This is a genomic window from Pseudomonas sp. UBA5666 (assembly GCF_002420785.1).
GTDB classification, from domain to species: domain Bacteria; phylum Pseudomonadota; class Gammaproteobacteria; order Pseudomonadales; family Pseudomonadaceae; genus Aquipseudomonas; species Aquipseudomonas fulva.
The window spans coordinates 1-3258 of the sequence record NZ_DIIQ01000027.1 but is presented as its reverse complement, the minus strand read 5'-3'; the positions used below and the strand labels follow the sequence as shown (position 1 = coordinate 3258).

The following is a 3258-nucleotide window of genomic DNA, read 5'->3' as shown; positions in this document are numbered from 1 at the left end:
TCAACTCGTAGCTCTCCCCAAATTACAGTAAGGCTGCGTGCCAGTTCCCTTAATTACCATGACTTTGCCGTCGTAAGCGGCCTGTGGGGGCCGAGCGTGCAGCGGATTCCCATGGCAGACGGTGCTGGAGAGGTGGTTGCCTTAGGTGAGGGAGTCACCGAGTTCGCCGTAGGCGATCAGGTCGTGAGTACGTTCTTTCCTGACTGGCTTGATGGCGAGCCGCAGCAGGAGGGTTTTGGAACGGTGCCGGGCGATGGTGTCGATGGTTATGCTCGGGAAGCCGTTACGGCGCGAGCCACGTCTTTTACCAAGGCGCCCCAGGGCTGGACTCATGCTGAGGCTGCAACGCTTACCACGGCCGGCCTGACCGCCTGGCGCGTGTTGATGGCCGACGATTCGTTGAAGCCTGGGGACAGCGTTCTTATACAGGGTACCGGCGGGGTTTCGATCTTCGCGCTTCAGTTCGCCAAAATGGCCGGCGCGACGGTCATTGCCACCTCTTCCAGCGATGAGAAGCTGGAGCGGCTGAAGGCCATGGGGGCCGACCACCTGATCAACTATCGCCGTACGCCCAACTGGGGCGAGAAAGTGCGTGAGTTAACCAATGATCGGGGAGTTGACCACGTCATCGAAGTAGGCGGACCCGCGACCCTGGAGCAGTCGATGATTGCGGCACGTGTTGGTGGGCATATTTCTGTGATTGGTATCCTTACCGGCGTTGCCGGGGAGCTGAGCATCGTTACTGCGCTGACACGGCAGTTGCGACTGCAGGGTGTGCTGGTTGGAAACCGTACCCAGCAGCAGGAGATGATCAGGGCTATCGATGCCAATGGCATGCGTCCGGTTATCGATAGCCATTTTCCGCTGGACGAAATTGTTGAGGCGTTCCGCTATCAGGAAAGTAATCGTCACTTCGGTAAGATCTGCCTCGATATCTAGGCAGGATTGCTTCCTGATCGCTAGGGTCTGTTGCCGTTTCGACGCGGCCGTTCGCGAAACGGCAACAGACCCTAGGTAACCCAGGTCCTGAACTGGGCTTGCTCACTGTCGATTAGCTCAGTAACCAAAAAGCCCGATACAGCGTATCGGGCTTTTTTGATTGGTGCGCCAGGCATGGCGCGTTGCGCGTCAGCGCAACCCGCTTGACTATGGTGGCCAAGCGGGTGACTTGGAGGTGAAAGTCCTCTACACACCCGGCAAGGGGAAGTGTTAGCCAGAGGCAAGGGTGTCGCGGGCGACTGCGAATCTGAAGGAAGCCCGAGGCAAAATGCTGGCCTGACGAACAGGAAGCGGATAGAGGCGGCGCAGCGGGGTGAGAAGGCCAATATCTTCAAAGCCCGATACTTGCACGGAACGCTGCGACGTAGATCCGACAGGCATAAGCAGGAAGGTCACGCGAATTACCCTGGGAGATCTGCACGTTTGCCATTGTGCTACCGAGCGTCAAGAGGCGACGGGATGGACGTGCAGAAGTCAGCCGAAGCCGTAGTAAGTGGCAGTTAACCGCGCCACCAAGGGCCGAACAGGTTATGCCGCCAGTAGGCGCCAGAGTCTCGTCGAATGTCGAAAAGCAGAAATTTCTCCGAGGGAGAACTGTGACCCCAAGTTCCGGACAGAATCCGAGAGTGACGGCTGGCAGTGCGCAGGCATCGACGGCGTCTGTGGCGTGGACGAACGCGGAGCCGGACACGCTGATGGGGCGGGTGCTTGCACCGGCCAACCTCAAACGTGCGTATCAGCGTGTGGTCAGCAACAAGGGAGCACCGGGTGCCGATGGCATGACGGTCGCTGACTTGGCTGGCTATGTGAAACAGTATTGGCCAACTCTCAAGGCCAGGTTGCTGGCTGGTGAATACCATCCCCAGGCAGTGCGGGCGGTCGAAATTCCCAAACCGCAGGGCGGTACCCGGCAACTGGGGATTCCCAGTGTCGTGGATCGCCTGATCCAGCAAGCCCTGCAGCAACAGCTCACGCCAATCTTTGACCCGCTGTTCTCGGACTACAGCTATGGCTTTCGTCCGGGCAAAAGCGCTCATCAAGCCGTCGAAACGGCCCGCTCCCATGTGGGGGCGGGCCATCGCTGGTGCGTGGAACTTGATCTGGAGAAGTTCTTTGATCGGGTCAACCACGACATACTCATGGCCTGTATCGAGCGCCGTGTCGAAGACAAATGCGTGCTCAGGCTTATCCGCCGTTACCTTGAAGCCGGGGTCATGTCGGGCGGTGTCGTCAGCCCACGGCAGGAAGGGACGCCGCAAGGCGGCCCGCTCTCGCCGTTGCTGTCGAACATCCTGCTCAACGAATTTGACCGTGAACTGGAGCGGCGGGGGCACCGTTTTGTGCGCTATGCCGATGATGCGAACATCTATGTACGTAGTCAGCGGGCAGGCGAGCGAGTACTGACCAGCGTCGAGCGCTTCCTGAAAGAGCGTCTGAAACTGACGGTGAACAGGAAGAAGAGCCAAGTGGCACGGGCGTGGAAATGCGACTACTTGGGTTATGGGATGAGCTGGCATCAACAGCCTAGGCTGAGGGTAGCGACGATGAGCCTTGGTCGCCTGCGCAGTCGGCTCAAGGAGCTGCTGCGCGGGGCGCGAGGCCGCAAGGTGGCCTATATCATCGAGCGGCTGAACCCCGTGGTACGGGGCTGGGCGAGTTACTTCAAGCTCAGTCAGAGCAGGCGCCCACTAGAAGAGCTGGACGGGTGGATCAGGCACAAACTTCGCTGTGTCATCTGGCGGCAATGGAAGCAACCCTCTACGAGGATCAGCAACCTGATGCGTCTGGGTCTAAGCCGAGAGCGTGCTTGTAAATCTGCTTTCAATGGCCGAGGCCCATGGTGGAACTCGGGTGCGCCACATGTGAATCAGGCCCTACCGAAGAAACTGTGGGATCAACTCGGATTGGTCTCGATACTGGATACGATCAACCGGCTTAGTCGCATAACCTGAACCGCCGTGTACGGAACCGTACGCACGGTGGTGTGAGAGGACGGCGGGTGTGAACCCGCCTCCTACTCGATCAAGAAAGCGCCGTTCTGAGGTAAGCGTCCGGCCAAGTCACCTTCCGAACTCCAGCATTAAGGGCGATGGTGTCCGCGTATTTTTAAGCGGACGCGATAGCCCTTATCGCCGGGATTTCCATGCGCCAACGAAGCTCTTACCCCAAACCGTTCAAGGCCCAGGTTGTTCAGGAATGCCTGCAACCCGGTGCGACCGTTTCCAGCGTTGCCATCCGCCCCGCCGCGTCAGGATAGTT

General features: G+C 59.0%; 3 protein-coding genes. All 3 read left to right on the top strand.

Annotation, left to right across the window (positions count from 1 at the left end):
- Nucleotides 1-939, top strand: a 939-nt coding sequence (locus B2Y33_RS13800) for a zinc-dependent alcohol dehydrogenase family protein (RefSeq protein WP_288633034.1), incomplete at its 5' end; no start/stop codon positions are given.
- A 590-nt stretch (nt 940-1529) separates the two neighbouring features.
- Entirely contained in the window at nt 1530-2951 is a 1422-nt protein-coding gene (ltrA, locus tag B2Y33_RS13795; RefSeq protein WP_042914345.1) for a group II intron reverse transcriptase/maturase, read from the top strand.
- A gap of 191 nt (nt 2952-3142) precedes the next feature.
- The gene (locus B2Y33_RS23265; protein ID WP_080641052.1) at nt 3143-3256 is read left to right on the top strand and encodes a transposase; all 114 of its coding nucleotides are present in this window, start codon (nt 3143-3145) and stop codon (nt 3254-3256) included.
- Nucleotides 3257-3258 lie beyond the last annotated feature (2 nt).

Coding starts and splice junctions, on each gene's coding strand:
- ltrA (WP_042914345.1), top strand. CDS start 1,530: ATGCCGCCAGTAGGCGCCAGAGTCTCGTCGAATGTCGAAAAGCAGAAA.
- B2Y33_RS23265 (WP_080641052.1), top strand. CDS start 3,143: ATGCGCCAACGAAGCTCTTACCCCAAACCGTTCAAGGCCCAGGTTGTT.